General features: G+C 31.4%; 12 protein-coding genes, 1 tRNA gene, 1 rRNA gene and 1 other annotated feature (1 of these 15 running past the window's edge). Of the genes, 11 read left to right on the top strand and 3 right to left on the bottom strand.

Annotated elements, in window-relative coordinates; translation table 11 throughout:
* The 10 genes from BN6774_RS18765 to BN6774_RS17000 form a co-directional block, all read left to right on the top strand.
* Nucleotides 1–405 (top strand): 23S ribosomal RNA (locus tag BN6774_RS18765); it begins 1641 nt to the left of the window's first position.
* Between the two features lie 155 nt (nucleotides 406–560).
* Nucleotides 561–2894 (top strand) — a sequence feature (most likely nonfunctional fraction of RNA operon).
* Nucleotides 2895–2961: 67 nt separating this feature from the next.
* Nucleotides 2962–3036: transfer RNA gene (locus BN6774_RS17040), tRNA-Asn, on the top strand.
* Nucleotides 3037–3211: 175 nt separating this feature from the next.
* Entirely contained in the window at nucleotides 3212–4147 is a 936-nt protein-coding gene (locus tag BN6774_RS17035; protein WP_066895966.1) for a polysaccharide deacetylase family protein, read from the top strand.
* Nucleotides 4148–4282: 135 nt separating this feature from the next.
* Nucleotides 4283–4963, top strand: coding sequence for a response regulator transcription factor (locus tag BN6774_RS17030; protein ID WP_066895963.1), 681 nt, complete (start codon nucleotides 4283–4285; stop codon nucleotides 4961–4963).
* A complete protein-coding gene (locus BN6774_RS17025) occupies nucleotides 4945–6348 on the top strand; it encodes a sensor histidine kinase (protein WP_235829633.1) in 1404 nt (467 codons plus the stop codon). The genes BN6774_RS17030 and BN6774_RS17025 overlap by 19 nt, the downstream gene beginning before the upstream one ends.
* Nucleotide 6349: 1 nt before the next feature.
* Nucleotides 6350–7831, top strand: coding sequence for a hypothetical protein (locus tag BN6774_RS17020; RefSeq protein ID WP_066895958.1), 1482 nt, complete (start codon nucleotides 6350–6352; stop codon nucleotides 7829–7831).
* Between the two features lie 3 nt (nucleotides 7832–7834).
* Complete coding sequence (locus BN6774_RS17015) at nucleotides 7835–9214, top strand: TldD/PmbA family protein (RefSeq protein ID WP_066895955.1); 1380 nt, start codon at nucleotides 7835–7837, stop codon at nucleotides 9212–9214.
* A gap of 13 nt (nucleotides 9215–9227) precedes the next feature.
* Nucleotides 9228–10571, top strand: a complete 1344-nt coding sequence (locus tag BN6774_RS17010) for a TldD/PmbA family protein (RefSeq protein ID WP_066895952.1) — start codon at nucleotides 9228–9230, stop codon at nucleotides 10569–10571.
* A gap of 78 nt (nucleotides 10572–10649) precedes the next feature.
* Entirely contained in the window at nucleotides 10650–10955 is a 306-nt protein-coding gene (locus BN6774_RS17005) for a hypothetical protein (RefSeq protein WP_066895949.1), read from the top strand.
* An 18-nt stretch (nucleotides 10956–10973) separates the two neighbouring features.
* On the top strand, nucleotides 10974–11522 hold the full coding sequence (locus BN6774_RS17000) for a GNAT family N-acetyltransferase (protein WP_066895946.1): 549 nt from the start codon (nucleotides 10974–10976) through the stop codon (nucleotides 11520–11522).
* A 106-nt stretch (nucleotides 11523–11628) separates the two neighbouring features.
* On the opposite strand, the gene BN6774_RS16995 is transcribed toward BN6774_RS17000, so the two are convergent.
* Complete coding sequence (locus tag BN6774_RS16995; RefSeq protein WP_066895944.1) at nucleotides 11629–13500, bottom strand: LTA synthase family protein; 1872 nt, start codon at nucleotides 13498–13500, stop codon at nucleotides 11629–11631.
* A 170-nt stretch (nucleotides 13501–13670) separates the two neighbouring features.
* Here BN6774_RS16995 and BN6774_RS16990 point away from each other — a divergent pair, with 170 nt between their 5' ends.
* Nucleotides 13671–14624 carry an NAD(P)/FAD-dependent oxidoreductase gene (locus tag BN6774_RS16990; RefSeq protein WP_066895942.1) on the top strand — a complete coding sequence of 318 codons (954 nt, stop codon included), beginning with the start codon at nucleotides 13671–13673 and terminating at the stop codon, nucleotides 14622–14624.
* 54 nt (nucleotides 14625–14678) lie between these two features.
* Here BN6774_RS16990 and BN6774_RS16985 read toward each other — a convergent pair whose 3' ends face one another.
* Entirely contained in the window at nucleotides 14679–15260 is a 582-nt protein-coding gene (locus BN6774_RS16985; protein ID WP_066895939.1) for a GDSL-type esterase/lipase family protein, read from the bottom strand.
* Between the two features lie 14 nt (nucleotides 15261–15274).
* Nucleotides 15275–15901: a RusA family crossover junction endodeoxyribonuclease gene (locus BN6774_RS16980; RefSeq protein ID WP_066895935.1), complete on the bottom strand. Its 627-nt coding sequence runs from the start codon at nucleotides 15899–15901 to the stop codon at nucleotides 15275–15277.
* Nucleotides 15902–16038 lie beyond the last annotated feature (137 nt).

Raw genomic sequence — 16038 nt, 5'->3', positions numbered from 1 at the left:
AAACCGACACAGGTAGATGAGGAGAGAATCCTAAGGCCATCGGAAGAATTGCAGTTAAGGAACTAGGCAAATTGACCCCGTAAGTTAGCGAGAAGGGGTGCCTGTGAGAGCAGGCCGCAGAGAATAGGCCCAAGCAACTGTTTAGCAAAAACACAGGTCTCTGCTAAAGCGCAAGCTGATGTATAGGGGCTGACGCCTGCCCGGTGCTGGAAGGTTAAGGGGAACACTTAGCGCAAGCGAAGGTGTGAACTTAAGCCCCAGTAAACGGCGGCCGTAACTATAACGGTCCTAAGGTAGCGAAATTCCTTGTCAGGTAAGTTCTGACCCGCACGAATGGCGTAATGACTTGGGCACTGTCTCAACTGCAAATCCGGCGAAGTTGNATAACTACTAAGTTCTGATCCAGAGTACCACGAGACACGTGAAACCTTGTGGGAAGCAGGGAGGACCACCTCCCAAGGCTAAATACTACCTGATGACCGATAGTGAAGAAGTACCGTGAGGGAAAGGTGAAAAGAACCCCGGGAGGGGAGTGAAATAGAACCTGAAACCGTGTGCCTACAACCGGTCAAAGCCCCTTATGAGGGTGATGACGTGCTTTTTGTAGAACGAGCCAACGAGTTACGGTATGTAGCAAGGTTAAGTACTTAAGGTACGGAGCCGAAGGGAAACCGAGTCTTAATAGGGCGACTAGTTGCATGCCGTAGACCCGAAACCGGGTGACCTATCCATGGCCAGGTTGAAGCGGGGGTAAAACCCCGTGGAGGACCGAACCACGTTGCTGTTGAAAAAGCATGGGATGAGCTGTGGATAGCGGAGAAATTCCAATCGAACTCGGAGATAGCTGGTTCTCCTCGAAATAGCTTTAGGGCTAGCGTCGGATATGAGTAATGGAGGTAGAGCACTGAATGGGCTAGGGGGCATATCGCTTACCGAACCTTATCAAACTCCGAATGCCATATACTATTAGTCCGGCAGTCAGACTACGAATGATAAGATCCGTGGTCAAAAGGGAAAAAGCCCAGATCGTCAGCTAAGGTCCCAAAGTGTAAGTTAAGTGGTAAAGGATGTGGGATTTCTAAGACAACTAGGATGTTGGCTTAGAAGCAGCCACTCATTTAAAGAGTGCGTAATAGCTCACTAGTCGAGAGATCCTGCGCCGAAAATGTCCGGGGCTCAAACTTACCACCGAAGCTACGGGCTCAAGATTACTTGAGCGGTAGAGGAGCGTCGTAATCGGGCTGAAGTCGTACCGTAAGGAGCGGTGGACTGATTACGAGTGAGAATGTTGGCATTAGTAGCGAGATGTAAGTGAGAATCTTACAGGCCGAAAATCTAAGGTTTCCTGGGGAAGGCTCGTCCGCCCAGGGTTAGTCGGGACCTAAGCCGAGGCCGAAAGGCGTAGGTGATGGACAATTGGTTGATATTCCAATACCACTATTATCGTTATTATCGATGGTGTGACGGAGAAGGATAGGATGTGCTAGCGATTGGAAATGCTAGTCTAAGCATTTAGGGAGTTAAGATAGGCAAATCCGTCTTAACAATCCTGAGGTGTGATGGGGAAGGTCTTTTAGACTGAAGTATCTGATTCCCTGCTTCCAAGAAAAGCATCTAGAGAGAGAAGTAGTGCCCGTACCGCAAACCGACACAGGTAGATGAGGAGAGAATCCTAAGGCCATCGGAAGAATTGCAGTTAAGGAACTAGGCAAATTGACCCCGTAAGTTAGCGAGAAGGGGTGCCTGTGAGAGCAGGCCGCAGAGAATAGGCCCAAGCAACTGTTTAGCAAAAACACAGGTCTCTGCTAAAGCGCAAGCTGATGTATAGGGGCTGACGCCTGCCCGGTGCTGGAAGGTTAAGGGGAACACTTAGCGCAAGCGAAGGTGTGAACTTAAGCCCCAGTAAACGGCGGCCGTAACTATAACGGTCCTAAGGTAGCGAAATTCCTTGTCAGGTAAGTTCTGACCCGCACGAATGGCGTAATGACTTGGGCACTGTCTCAACTGCAAATCCGGCGAAGTTGTAGTGCGAGTGAAGATGCTCGCTACCCGCGATTGGACGGAAAGACCCCGTAGAGCTTTACTGTAGCTTAGCATTGAGTTTCGATATTGTCTGTACAGGATAGGTGGGAGACTGAGAAGCTAGGGCGTCAGCCTTAGTGGAGTCATCCTTGGGATACCACCCTGACAGTATTGGGATTCTAACCGGACGCCATGAAACTGGTGACGGGACATTGTTAGGTGGGCAGTTTGACTGGGGCGGTCGCCTCCTAAAATGTAACGGAGGCGCCCAAAGGTTCCCTCAGAACGGTCGGAAATCGTTCGTAGAGTGCAAAGGCAGAAGGGAGCCTGACTGCGACACCCACAAGTGGAGCAGGGACGAAAGTCGGGCTTAGTGATCCGGTGGTACCTCGTGGGAGGGCCATCGCTCAACGGATAAAAGCTACCTCGGGGATAACAGGCTGATCTCCCCCAAGAGTCCACATCGACGGGGAGGTTTGGCACCTCGATGTCGGCTCGTCGCATCCTGGGGCTGTAGTAGGTCCCAAGGGTTGGGCTGTTCGCCCATTAAAGCGGCACGCGAGCTGGGTTCAGAACGTCGTGAGACAGTTCGGTCCCTATCCGTCGCGGGCGTAGGAAATTTGAGAGGAGCTGTCCTTAGTACGAGAGGACCGGGATGGACTGACCTCTGGTGCACCAGTTGTTCCGCCAGGAGCATAGCTGGGTAGCTAAGTCGGGAAGGGATAAACGCTGAAAGCATCTAAGCGTGAAGCCCCCCTCAAGATGAGATTTCCCATAGCATAAGCTAGTAAGACCCCTTGAAGAACACAAGGTTGATAGGTCAGAGGTGTAAGTGTGGTAACATATTTAGCTGACTGATACTAATAGGTCGAGGGCTTGACCAAAATAAGTTATAAATTCATGTGCAATTTTCAGAGAACACTCTGAAAATTTAAATATTCCGTGGTAGCTCAATGGTGGAGCACTCGGCTGTTAACCGATAGGTTGGAGGTTCGAATCCTCTCCACGGAGCCATTTATATTTTAAGGAACTTTATAAGAGTAGATAATTAATCTATTGTTATAAAGTTCTTTTTTTATTATTTATGTAATCATTTCGTAACTATTCTTTAACTTATTGTAAAGATTAATAAATATAAATTCTATATAATTTAATTAAGGGACAAGTAGTTAGGAAATGAGGAATTCAGATGAGAAGAAAAGAAGTAAAAAGGATAAGAAGAACAATATTGTTTATTATATCATTGTTAATAAGTACTACTATTATATTTGAGATTTTTGATAGATTAGATAAATTTAATAGAAATGTCTATAAAAAAGTAGAAGCTTTAACTAGCAATAATAAAGTTAATGATGAAGAATCAATAAAAAATGAATATGACAATGAAGTAGAAGAAAACTCATCTGTATTAGATAATTCAGGATATATTAAATTAGAAGATGATATAAACGCTGATGATGCAGCAGAAATTCTTCCTAAAACTATGTATGAATGGAATTTTTATAGAGAAGATAATAGAAAAATAGCTTATTTAACCTTTGATGATGGGCCATCAAAACATTCTACAGAGAAAATATTAGATATATTAAAGAAAAATGATATTAAAGCAACATTTTTTACATTAGGTTCATCTATAGAAAGTAATGATAGATCTAGTGAAATATTAAAAAGAATAGCAAAAGAAGGACATGCTATTGGAAGTCATGGATATTCACATAATTATTCTAAGCTTTATCCAAATAGAACAGTAGATGTAAAAGCTTTTGTAGAAGATTTTCAAAAGAATGATGTTATACTAAAAAATATATTAGGTAAAGATTTTTCAACAAGATTAATTAGATTGCCAGGAGGACATTCTAGCTGGAATGGTACAGAAGCCTTGGATAAGGTATTGTATGAAAAGGGAATATGGCAAGTAGATTGGAATGCATTAAATGGAGATGCTGAAGGAAGAGATTTTCCTAAGGAAGCATTATTAGATAAGTTGAAAGAAACTGTTGGAGATAAGGATATTGCAATTATACTTATGCATGATACTGATAATAAAAAGGGAACTGTAGAGTATTTACAAAGTGCAATAGATTATTTAAAGGCAGAAGGATTTGAATTTAGAACATTAAAATAGTTAAGGGGTGGAATCTGTCATATAATAGAGAGTATAAACATGATACTTTTTTATGGCAAATTCCGCTTCTTATTGTTATATTTAGGGTATAATTTATATGAGTAAATTTTAATAATAAAATTTAGGGGTGAGAAAATGAATAAAATTTTGCTGGTAGAAGATGAAGATAGTATAAGAGGATTTTTAAAGATAAACTTACAAAGAAATAATTTTAATGTTATAGAAGCATCAACTGGAGAAGAAGGAATAGAGTTAGCTAAAAGTGAAAGACCGAAAATAGCAATTTTAGATGTTATGTTACCAGGAATAGATGGATTTATGGTATGTAATAAATTAAGAAATGATTATCCTGAAATGGGTATAATAATGCTTACAGCTAAAGGGCAGGATATGGATAAGATTATGGGCTTAGAGTATGGAGCAGATGATTACATAATTAAACCATTTAATCCATTAGAAGTGGTTTTAAGAGTAAAGGCATTACTTAGAAGATTAGGAGAGGATGAGAGGGAGAAATTAGAGCTAGGACCTTTTATAATAGATTTATATTCACAAAAAGTTTTAAAAAACAATATAGAAGTAGATGTTACACCAAAGGAATATTTGCTAATGAAAATATTTTTAGAAAATCCTAACAAGGCTTTTACTAGAGATGAACTCTTAGATCTAGTATGGGGAGAAAATTATTTTGGTGATGCAAAAATTATTGATGTAAATATAAGAAGATTAAGGGCTAAGATTGAAGATAAACCTTCAAGGCCAGATTATATTGAGACTGTATGGGGGATAGGTTACAGGTGGAAAGCAAGGGAGTAAAAAGCATAAGAAACCAATTACTAAGAGGAATTGTAATAATAATTTTTTCAACTGTTGTAGTATTGAATGTACTATTGATGGTTTTTATTAGAAAGTATTATTACGACAATATGGAGGATATATTAAAAAGTAGGATAGAAGTATCTATGAATTTTTACAATAAGTATTTTTCTTCAAAAGCCTTAGTTGAGAATATTTATGATAATGTAGATGCATTTTGGAATGAAAATAATGCACAAGTAGAAATATTTGATGTAGATGGTAGCCTACTTATGGATTCAATAGGAATAAAGGATGATAAACTTATAAATGCTCCTGATATAGATAAAGCATTAAAAGGAGAAGTATCTAGATGGATTGGAAGAGTTAATTATTATGATAAAAAGGTTATGGCTGTATCATATCCATTAGAGATAGATGGTGAAATAATAGGAATAATAAGGTTTATAACTTCATTAGAAGAAATAGACGGAATTATAACAAATATAATGATTACATTTGTGAGTATATCAATTGGTGTATTAGTACTGGGAGTTATATTAAGCATAATACTTGCAAATAGTATAATAAATCCTATTAAATATTTGAATAAAGTAGCTGAAAAAATGGGAAGTGGAAACTTAAGCATTAGAAGTGAAATAAATAGTGAAAATGAAATTGGGCAATTATCAAATACATTAAATTTTATGGCTAATGAAATAGCTAGAAGAGAGCAATTAAAAAATGAATTTATTTCGCAAGTTTCACATGAATTAAGAACTCCATTAACAGCTATTAAAGGATGGACTATAACATTAAATAATGATGAAACTGATAAGGAAACATTAAAGTTAGGTTTTGATATAATAGAAAAAGAAACTGACAGGCTTTCATTAATGGTAGAAGAATTATTAGATTTTTCTAGATTAATAAATGAGAATGTTAGTTTAGAATTAACAAAAATTAATATTAAGAATTTTATAAATCATATAGAATCATTTATGGCTCCAAGAGCAAAAAAAGAAGGTGTCGATTTAAAATTTGTCACAAATGATAGTGCAAATGTTAATGTAGATAGCAACAGATTAAAACAAGTTTTTATAAATTTAATAGACAACGCTTTAAAATTTACAGAACCAGGAGGATATGTTAACTTTGAAACTTCTATTATAGACGGCACTATTAAGTTTACAATAGAGGATAATGGTTGTGGTATACCAGATGAAGATTTACCAAGGGTTAAGGAAAAATTCTTTAAAGGTAAAAATTCTAATTCTAAAAATGGAATAGGTTTATCAATTTGTGATGAAATAATAAAGCTTCATAATGGAGAGTTTAATATTTATAGTAAGTTAGGAATAGGTACAAAAGTAGAGGTTATTATTCCAATAATAGAGGAGGAATAATATGAAAAGTATAAAAAGAATATTATTATTAGTGTTTATTTCTATATTTACATTGACTATAGGTTGTAGTAAAGTAGATGGAAAAGATACTCAATCGATAAAAGCACCAGATAATGAAAACTTAAGTATAAGAGGAACTTGGAAAATAGAAGATATTAATGTTTTAGATGATGAAATAGAAAACAAAGAAGAATTATTATCTCTAAAGGACTCATTAATTAGTATATCTAATGCTAAAATTTCAATTTTTAATAAGATATATTCTAATCCTAGTTTCAAGCTTAAGGTAGTAAAATCTGATTATATTTTATCTTATGAATTAAATTTTACTTTAAGCGATATAATTGATTCTAATGATAAAGTAGATGTAATATCCTTAATTGACTCCAATAATCTTATTGGTGAGTTTATAGTACTAGATGATAATAATGGATATTTATTTTATTCTGGAGTATTATTAAAATTATTTAAAGAAGATGCAAATCCACGGGATTTAAATATAGCAAATAATATGTTCGAAGCAGAAATATTAAATGAAGATTATAATAGTGATGTTGGAGTTATGCTTGCATTAAAAACACCTAGAGAAAAAACAAGTGAGGGAAAATATACAACTGAAAGTTATAGAACTCTTTGGATATCTTTTAAAAATAATAAGATTCAACCAATAGTTGAAAAAGATAATATTATTTTTCCTAGGTTAAATGGAATTTGGACTATAGAAAGTAAGGTTGAAGAAAAAAATAATAGCCATATTGAATACTTTATCTCTAGACCTATAGATGGTAAATTAGATTCACATATAGTAGAAGAATCATCTGTGAATATATATAAGGATATTAATTTTATTTCAAATGATTATGTATCCATAGAAAAATATGAAGGAAACAATTTTGATAATATATTTTCTATATATCAGACAATTCCTATTGATAATATCAATTCCAAACAAGGATTAAGTATAGAAGAAATATACTCAAATGAAATAAAAGAAAAGTATGAAAGAGATTTTAATGAAGCTTTTGAAAGTTTATCAAAAGAAAATGCAGAAAAATTTCTTCCTAATGTTGACTTTACTAACTTTACAATACGAAGAGTAGAAGGAAAGTGGACATTAATAGGAGGAATACCTTCAAATGATGTTAATGAAAAAAATATTGATTATAAAATATCTATAAGCCCAGGTAAAAAAATATTAAATTATGATACATTGTTAGTACCATGGAAAGATTTAAAAGGAAGGTTTCCTTTTATAGAGGATGCGTATACATCACCAACAGGAAGAATAGCACTTGTAATATTTGATAATAAGCTTTTAGTTTATGAGATGGAAGATAGAAATATAAAAGGTAGTCCATTATGTTATATCAATTTAAACCAAGGTGAAGAGGTTATTATGGCAGAGTGGGCAAGTGGTTCTTATGTAGATACATGGGCAAAGGCTTTTAAAGATGGTATAGAAATAAATGTGGAGGAGGATTAGATTATGTTAAAAAAAGATATATTATCTAGTGTTTTAGCTAGATGTTTAATAACTGGAGGAGACTTTGCAGAAATATTTGAGGAAGATACTATAGATACATCTATAAGTATATTAAATGGCAAAGTTGAAAATTCAATATCAGGAAGAACTCATGGTATAGGAATAAGAATTTTTAAAGGATTTAAAAGTGTTTATGCTTATACTAATAATACAAGTTTATCTTCTTTATTAGATACAGCTGAAAAAGCTGCATTAGCACTTGGAGAATTAAAAGAAGATATAAGTATTGTTTTAGATAAAAAGGAAGTTTTTAATAATAATAAAATAATTTATATTCCATCTTCAATTTCGATAGATAAAAAGATTGAAGTAATGAAGAAAGGATATAAAGCAGCAAAAGAATATCATGATGAAATTTCTCAAGTATCTGTTGGATATTTAGACAAAGAGCAAAATATATTAATAGCTAACACTGAAGGTTTATTAACTGAAGATAAAAGAGTTAGAACAAGATTTTCAATAAGCTCTGTTGCATCAGCAAATGGTGAGAATCAAACAGGTTTTGAAGGGCCAGGTGCACATAAAGGGTTTGAATTATTTGATGAGATAGATCCTGAATATTATGGAAGAGAAGCTTCAAGAGTAGCTCATACAATGTTACATGCAAGAACTTGTCCTGCTGGAAAAATGCCTGTGGCAATAGATAATGGATTTGGTGGAGTTATATTCCATGAAGCTTGTGGTCATTCCTTAGAAGCAACAGCAGTGGCAAAGGGAAACTCTGTATTTACTAATATGCTTGGAAAACAAATAGCATCAACTAAGGTTACAGCTATAGATGATGGAACTATTCCTAATGCTTGGGGTTCATTAAATATAGATGATGAAGGTAATAAAACTAGAAAGAATGTATTAATTGAAAATGGAATATTAAAGGGATATTTAATAGATAAATTAAATGGTAGAAGAATGGGAATGGAAGCTACAGGAAGTTCAAGAAGACAAAATTATAAGTATGCTCCAACATCAAGAATGACTAATACTTATATTGCAGCAGGAAACGACGATGAAAAGGAAATTATAAAATCAATTTCTGAAGGCTTATATGCAAAGAAGATGGGTGGAGGTTCAGTAAATCCAGTAACAGGCGAATTTAACTTTGCAGTATCAGAGGGATATATAGTAAGAAATGGAGAAATACAAGAACCTGTAAGAGGTGCAAGTCTTATAGGAAAGGGAAGCGAAGTCTTAATGAACATAGATATGGTTGGTAAAAATTTAGAACAGGGTCAAGGAATGTGTGGTTCTGTATCAGGAAGTATCCCAACTAATGTAGGTCAGCCTATGATAAGAGTAAAAGAAATTACAGTAGGTGGAAGATAAGGGGGGATTAAAAGTGGAATTAAAAGAGTTTATAAATAAGTTATTTGAAGAAGCTAGAATAAACGGATTTGATGAATATGAAGTTTATTATGTAGATAGAGAAAGTTTAAGTATAAATGTTTATAATGAAGAGGTAGAAAAATATAATTTAACTACATCCTATGGATTATCATTTAGAGGAAAAATAAATGGTAAAATAGGATATTCATATACTGAAATATTAGATGAAGATGCTATAAAGATGCTAGTTAGAAACTCTAAACAAAGTGCATTAGCTATTGAAAATGAAGATGTTCAGTTTATTTATGAAGGCGATAAAGATTATGTAGAAGTAAATTCTTATTACAAAGCCTTAGAAAATATTCCAGCTGATAAGCTTATAGAATTAGCATTAAGTATGGAAAAGGAATCTAAAGAATTAGATTCTAGAGTTTCTAGTTTTGGTGGCTGTGGAATAGGATATAATAAGGCTAAATATGGAATAATTAACTCAAAGGGATTAAACCTAGAAAATAAATCTAATTTATTAAGTGCATATGTAGTTCCGATTATAAAAGAGGGAGAAAATATGCATGATGGTATGGGATATGTAACTGCAAAATCTTTAGATGAAGTAAATCCTAAAAAATTAGCTAAAGATGGAATAGATGAAGCTGTTTCAAGAATTGGTGGCAAATCAATTCCTTCAGGAAAATATAAAACTATAATTAATAACGAAGCAATGGTATCATTACTATCAACTTTTGCTGGAGTATTTAGCGGAGATGCAGCTCAAAAAGGCTTAAGTTTATTAAAAGATAAAGAAGGACAAATGATAGCAAGTAATAAAGTAACACTATTAGATGATCCACATTTAGAAGATGGATTGGCATCTGTATCCTTTGATGATGAGGGAGTAGCAACTCAAAAGAAAGATATAATTCATGAAGGTAAACTAATTACATTACTTCATAACTTAAAGACAGCTTATAAGGGAAATACAAAATCAACAGGAAATGGATTTAAAGCTTCATATGCTTCTTCAGTAGGAGTTTCACCAACAAACTTTTATATTCAAAGGGGTAGCAAATCCTTTGAGGACTTATTAGAAGAAGTAGGAGAAGGTCTATTATTAACAGAATTTGCAGGACTTCATTCTGGTGCAAATTCTATAACAGGAGATTTTTCTCTAGCAGCAAAAGGCTTTTATATAAAGGATGGTAAGAAGGATTTTCCTGTAGAACAAATAACAGTAGCTGGAAACTTCTTTGATTTATTAAAAAATGTTGTAGAAGTTGGAAACGACTTGAAATTCCCAATGAGTAGTGTAGGAAGCCCATCAATAAGAGTTGAAGGTTTAAGTGTAGCTGGAAAGTAATTAAGTAAAATTTAATAGTTTGCAATAGGCTGTCCATGACAGCCTATTCTTTTAAGATAAATGAGAGAGATGATATTAATGAGAAATAAAATAAATTTAGTTTTTTCCATAATATTAAGTGTAATATCACTAATTTTACTATTTATAGGAGTTATATTTAATTTTTTATTAGCTATTTTAAGTTTTATAAGCTTATTAATAGGTATATATATGATAATGAAGTGGAGTACTTTGAATTATAAATGGGTATGTGATGAGTGTAAAACAAGCTTTGATATTAAATTAAAGGAAAATATATTTGGTATAAATGCAGGGGTGAATTATAAAAGATTATATTGTCCTAATTGTAAAAAGAAAACTTATTGTAAAGGTATATTAAAATAATAGGGGGAAGATAATTTTATGAGAAATGAATATTTAATAGCAAAAGAAATAATATTAAAAAATGGACAGAGCTTGATATTGAGAAGAGCTAATGCTGATGATGCAGAAAAAATGATTGAATATTTAAATACTGTTGGTGGAGAAAGTGATAATTTATTATTTGGTAAAAATGAATTTAATAAGACTATTGAAGAAGAAAGAGAATATATTAATAACTTAAATTATTCAGATGATTTAATGATTATAGGTTTAATAGATAATAATATTGCAAGTATAGCAAATATTAGAAGATTACTTAGAAAAAGAATAGCTCATAATAGTGAAGTTGCTATTTCTGTAAAAAAGGAATATTGGGGTATAGGTGTAGGATATGCAGTAATGAATGAGTTAATAGAATTTGCAAAAAATAATAATATAAAAAATATTAGTTTAGGTGTTAAAGCAAGCAATAATAAAGCGTTTAATTTATATAGGAAGTGCGGATTTAAAGAAATTGGACGTCATAAAGATTTCTTTAATTTAGATGGAGTATTTGATGATGAAATATTAATGGATTTATATTTATAAGTAAATAATATATATATTACAAATAAAAGAAATAAATATAAATAATTATAATCTTTATAAAAAAGAAGAAATTCAATTTAACATTGAATTTCTTCTTTTTTATAAGTTATTTTTCCTTTGAAAAACTAGCTTTATCTGCTCTTATCATTTTATCTGAAAGTTCTACCATACTCTTATATAGCTCTTTTTCTTCATCTGTAAGATTTTCTCCAACAACATCAAGGTTTGTAAGAACGGCAAAGGATCTATTTGTATTTAATAGGTTTCTTCCTAATGCAGTATCTAGATACTTATCATTTTCTACACCCATAAGGTATAAAAGTGTTGGCATAATATCTACTTGGCCACCTATTGTTTCAAATGTCTTACTTTGAGCCATATCTTTTGACCAAATAATAAATGGTATTGTGTGATGACCGTTATCTAAGTACCAGTCTTCTTTATTAGATAATTTTTCAATTGAGTTATTATAGTATTTATGAACTCCTGTATGATCTCCTTCAATTACTACTACAGTATCATCTAATAAACCTTCTTTATCTAATTGCTTTAAAAATTCACCTATTTGAGTATCGGTATATTTAACACTTTCAAAATAACCGCCTAATTCACTCTTGTCCAACTCAGATTCTAAATTTAATACTCTTTTTTCTTTTGGTAAATCAAAAGGTCCATGATTAGTTAAGGTTACAGTAAAAGCATAAAATGGTTCTTTTAAATCTTTAAGCATTGGAACAACTTGTCTAAAATAACTCTCATCAGATATTCCAAGTCCTATTTCTTCATCTACATTAAAGGAATAAAAATCAACAAACTTATTAAAGCCTATTCCTTTAAGCCCATTTACATAGTTCCAGAATGATCCTTTATCAGGATGTATTGCAATAGTATCATAATTCATTTCTTCTAAAAGGTTAGGTAAAGAATTATATTTAGCAGATGGATATCTGAAGAAAGTACTACCCCTTCTTAATGGGAACATTGATGTATTTATCATTAAATCTGCGTCAGAACTTGTACCTTCATTTACTTGCTCATAAATATTTGGGAAGTAAAGCCCTGTATTTATTAATTCATCTAGAACAGGTGTTACTTTTTGTCCATTAACCTCTTTTCCAACAATAAAACTTTCTAATGATTCTACTTGAATAACTAAAAGATTTTTTCCTTTTAACATTCCTGCATACTCATTATCAGGTAAATTTTCCTTTTTATCAAAGAATTCTTTTATTTGAGCTTCTTCCTCAGCTTTAAGTTCATAAGGCATAGAATCTTTATAAACATTATAGATATCAAAAATATGATATCCTATTGGGGAGAAGTATCTAGCTGTATTTGTTGGATCATAATTTGAAAATATATATCCATTTTTAACATCTTCATTTTTTAATATGTGCAAATTGAAAGGTACATAAGCTATAAATAATATGCTTGATATAAATATTACTAAGAAACTTATAGGTGCTCTTCTTTTTTCTTTTGAATATGACTTTCTAGTAAAGAAGACAAATACACCTAGAATTAAAAAATCAATTAGTAATAATAAATCTGTCTTGCTAAACATTGATGATATTGTTCCACCCATATTGTCTAGGTTAGCAGTTTGAGTTAATAATAATGCTGATGGCATAGTTAGGAATCCTCTAAAATATCCTAAATCTAAAAGTATTAGTGCTGTTGCTAATATGTCAATTATAAATAAGTAAATAACCCTTCCTTTACCTTTAAATAATAATGAAAAGCTAAGAAGCACTAAGGTAAAAGCGTAATAATAATTTATAAAAGGTTTTGCTGAATTAAGACCAAGAGAAAAGTCTAAACTATAAGGGTCTTTATTAACAGCATAGCCTTGGAACATAACACATTTTAGAACTATAGCAACAAATGGAATTAAGAATAATATAGCTCTTATTATGCCATCAAAACTAAAAATATTATGTAATTTTTCTTTTAATTTATTTAAAAACTTGTCCAACATATATTCACCTCATATAATGAACTTGATTTTAAAAGAACATTATATTTCCTTTCTTTAAAATTGCAACACTTAAATTATAGTATAGAGAATTTTATAAAGCAAACAAGAATTTATTAATTTTTTATGATACAATATATATATGTTTTAGTTAACATTAATGGAGGTTATATATGCTTCAATATGATTTAATAATAATTGGTGGGGGAGCATCGGGGCTTTCAGCTGGCGTTTCAGCCCTTCAACATGGAATTAAAAAGGTTTTAATATTAGAAAGAAATAATGACTTAGGTGGAAACTTAAACTTATTTATTCATGGTGGATTTGGGAAATATTACTTAGGAGAAGAAGTAACAGGACCAGAATTAGCAAGTGAATTAATTAGGGAGTTTAAGGCACAAGGTGGAGAATATAAGCTTGATACCGAAGTATTAGAACTAACTACTAATAAAGTGGTTACCTATGTTAATCCTAATGATGGAATTCAAGATATTAAAGGAAAGGCTATAATTATAGCATCAGGTTGTAGAGAAAAATTTACTGGTAATATAAATATACCAATTCATAAATATACTGGTATATATACCTTGGTTTCAGCACATAAACTAGTAAACTTTCAAGGGTACTTACCTGGTAAGGAAGTTGTTATACTTGGGAAAAATAATTGGTCTTTAATTTTAGCACGAAGATTATTAGTTGAAGGTGCTAAGGTAAAGGCGATAATAGATGGCTCTAATAAAGGTTTTTTAGATGATAAAGGAAAGGATTTTATTAGAGGATTTGATATTAATATAATAAAAAATAGTAGAGTGATAGATATACATGGAAATGAAAAAGTGGGAAGTGTAGATGTTGAAAATAATAAGGATGGTAGTATAACTAAAATTGATTGCGATTCTTTAATTTTAACTGTAGGTCATTTTCCAGAAGTTAATTTTATTAAAAAAGCTAATATTGCTTTAAATAATAAAAAAGAAATTTTAGTTAATAATAATGAAACATCAGCTAAGGGAATTTTTGCTTGCGGAACAGTATTAACTAGAGATACACAAATATTTAAAAGTGGAGAAGATGGATACAAAACAGGAGAAATAGTTTCTAAATATTTAAAGAAATATGTTTACTAATAGAAATATCATATTGCCAAGTTAAATCTTGATCAATATGATATTCTTTTATTTTTATGTAAAAATAGTTTTACTTATAAATTCATCTAAAAAGACTTTATGACCTTCATTATTAAAGTGAATACCATCCATATAAATAAAATTATTATTTACTGTTAGAGAATAAAAATCAATAAAGTTAACTTTATAATTATTACAAAGTTCTATTAAAAACTCTTTAAGCTTAGGAAGATTTGCTTCACAATAATCATAAGTTAAAGATGGCACAAATAATCTTTTAGCATCTTCTTTTATAATTCTAGGTGGTATCCCTATAGTTATGTCCTTAGTTTTAAATAATGATTCTTTTATCATTAACTCAATGTTATCTACAATTGAATTTACTGGACGATTACACAATAAATCATTAGTTCCGCCCATTATGAAAATTTTATTAGGATTTAATGAGATTACATCTTCAGTAAATCTATTTAACATATCTGTAGTAGTATTTCCATTTATACCTTTATTTACTATAGTATAATTTATTCCATTATCTATAAGGTAATTTTTTAGATATTCTACCCAAGAATTATTTTTATTTACTCCATAACCAAAGGTTAAACTATCACCCATAAGTATAAAGTTATTATTCAATGTAATCACTTCCTTTAAAATAATTTATTAAAGCAATTTCTACATATTAATGTTTTTCCACCATTTCCTTTTATTAAATTATCTTCTTTAACCTTTTTATTGCAAAACTCACAGGTTAAGTTACTATTAATATTTTCTTTTTTATCTTCAGTATTCTTTAATAATCTAGATACAGGAGATTTTTTTATACTTGAATAAAGTTTTTTCTCACTAGCTTGAGTCTTTTCTTTTATAGAATAAGAAATAGCATATCTACTTTCACCAAAAAATTCAAGCTCAAAGCGAGGGTTTTCTTTATCATAAAATTCTTCTGTAATTATCCTAGTTATTTGGGCATCATTAACAATAAGACCGCTTTTTTCTATACCATCAAAAATACTTTTAGTTATATTTGCAGTATCAGGATGTCTTTTTTCACTTTTATAATAAACCTTTAAGATTGCAATTAAAGATTCTTCTAGAATAACTCCAGGATTTTGAAGTCTAGCATAGTAAGCTATTTTCTCTTCATAGATAGCATATCTATCGTGGGATTTTCCAGTATTGCTAGGTAAAATTGCTCTACCATCTTTATTATGTAACTTAAAATTAGATTTTGTAATAGGGGATCCTGGTACAACTACTTTAGCATATGTACTCATTAATAAAACTCCTTTTAAAAATTAATATATCCTTAAAAATCCATTAATTCTAATAAAAAATAATGAATAATTTTTTTATTCATTATATAATAAACAATGAAAGAAAAGAAAGATTTAATAAGCTATAAGCTTTATTT

The organism is Clostridium nigeriense, from assembly GCF_900086595.1.
GTDB lineage: Bacteria > Bacillota > Clostridia > Clostridiales > Clostridiaceae > Clostridium > Clostridium nigeriense.
This window is presented reverse-complemented; position numbering and strand designations above follow the sequence as displayed.

Excerpts from the sequence above, each read along its gene's own strand:
- BN6774_RS17000 (WP_066895946.1), top strand. The coding sequence starts at position 10,974 with ATGAGAAATGAATATTTAATAGCAAAAGAAATAATATTAAAAAATGGA.
- BN6774_RS17005 (WP_066895949.1), top strand. The coding sequence starts at position 10,650 with ATGAGAAATAAAATAAATTTAGTTTTTTCCATAATATTAAGTGTAATA.
- BN6774_RS17020 (WP_066895958.1), top strand. The coding sequence starts at position 6,350 with ATGAAAAGTATAAAAAGAATATTATTATTAGTGTTTATTTCTATATTT.
- BN6774_RS16990 (WP_066895942.1), top strand. The coding sequence starts at position 13,671 with ATGCTTCAATATGATTTAATAATAATTGGTGGGGGAGCATCGGGGCTT.
- BN6774_RS17030 (WP_066895963.1), top strand. The coding sequence starts at position 4,283 with ATGAATAAAATTTTGCTGGTAGAAGATGAAGATAGTATAAGAGGATTT.
- BN6774_RS16980 (WP_066895935.1), bottom strand. The coding sequence starts at position 15,901 with ATGAGTACATATGCTAAAGTAGTTGTACCAGGATCCCCTATTACAAAA.
- BN6774_RS17015 (WP_066895955.1), top strand. The coding sequence starts at position 7,835 with ATGTTAAAAAAAGATATATTATCTAGTGTTTTAGCTAGATGTTTAATA.
- BN6774_RS17035 (WP_066895966.1), top strand. The coding sequence starts at position 3,212 with ATGAGAAGAAAAGAAGTAAAAAGGATAAGAAGAACAATATTGTTTATT.
- BN6774_RS16995 (WP_066895944.1), bottom strand. The coding sequence starts at position 13,500 with ATGTTGGACAAGTTTTTAAATAAATTAAAAGAAAAATTACATAATATT.